Source organism: Roseateles sp. P5_B10 (genome assembly GCF_056400485.1).
In genome coordinates, this window is record NZ_JBFULE010001114.1 from 1 (window position 1) to 1,358 (window position 1,358).

General features: G+C 69.2%; 1 protein-coding gene. It reads left to right on the plus strand.

What is annotated here, in order from left to right; translation table 11 throughout:
- The first annotated feature begins 108 nt into the window (after positions 1 to 108).
- On the plus strand, positions 109 to 1,266 hold the full coding sequence (locus AC1DU6_RS31305; RefSeq protein ID WP_477862040.1) for a serine hydrolase domain-containing protein: 1,158 nt from the start codon (positions 109 to 111) through the stop codon (positions 1,264 to 1,266).
- Positions 1,267 to 1,358: the final 92 nt, after the last annotated feature.

Genomic DNA, 1,358 nt, shown 5'->3' on the forward strand with positions numbered 1-1,358 from the left:
GAGCAGGTTCATGGACGGCAGCAAAGATGGCGCACCGATTACAACAGCAGCGGCGGTGGCCTCGCCTCGCGCCCGCGGGTGCCGTTAGGCTGGCGCCCAGGAGAAACCATGCGCCCTGCCCGCCTTGCCGCTTTGCTGATCGCCCTGCCCCTGCTGGCCGCGGCCGCCCCGCCCGCGATCCCGAGCAGCGACGCCATCGACGCCGAGGCCGCGCGGCTGATGGCCACCAGCCAGGCCCAGGGCCTGGCCGTGGCCGTCATCGACGACGGCCAGGTCGTGCATGTCGGCGCCTACGGCAAGCGCAATGCGGCGGGCGAGCCGCTGCTGCCCGACACCGTCATGTACGGTGCCTCGCTGACCAAGGCGGTGTTCGGCTACTGGGCCATGCAGCTGGTCGAGGAGGGAAAACTCGATTTGGACCGGTCACTGGCAGGCTACCTGGACCGGCCGCTGCCGGAGTACGCCGGCTTCTTGACGCCCTATTCGTGGCAGCACTTGGYGGGCGACAACCGCTGGCGCCAGCTGACCGCTCGCATGCTGCTGACGCACAGCAGCGGCTTCGCCAACTTCGCCTTCCTGGAGCCCGACCGCCGGCTGCGCATTCACTTCGACCCCGGCTCACGCTACGCGTACTCCGGCGAAGGGCTCATCCTGCTGCAGTTCGTGCTGGAGCGCGGCCTGGGTCTGGACGTGGGCGCCGAGGTGCAGCGCCGCGTGTTCACGCCGTTTAGCATGACACGCACCAGCCTGAAGTGGCGCGCCGACTTCAGGCCCAACCTGGCCGACGGCTGGACGACCGACGGCCGCGTGGTGCCGCACGACGAACGCAGCAAGGTGCGCGTGGCCGGTTCCATGGACACGACCATTGCCGACATGGCTCGCATGGCGTCCGGCTACATCCGCGGCGTCGGCCTGTCGGCCGAGAGCGCCGCCGCGCTGACGGCGCCCCAGTTACCCATCACGACGGCCACCCAGTTCCCGACATTGCAACCCGAACTGTCACCGGCCAGGCGCCGAGCTGACCTCGCCGCAGGTCTGGGCGTCATCGTCTTTGAAGGCCCGCAGGGGCCGGGCTTCTACAAGGGCGGCCATGACGACAGCACCGGCAACACCTGGGTCTGCGTGAAACCGAGCAGGCGCTGCGTCGTCATCCTGGCCAACGACGTGCGCGCCGAGCGGGCCTTTCCGCAACTCGTGCGCTTCATCCTCGGCGAGACCGGCGTGCCGTGGGGCTGGGAGTACGGTGCCATGGACTTCCTGCGCTAGCGGCCAGCGCCGCGCGAGCACCTGCCAGGGTCCGCCAGGTCAAAATATTTTTGACCGGCCGCGAATCCGATCGCGCCCTGGCTCCCTCTTAG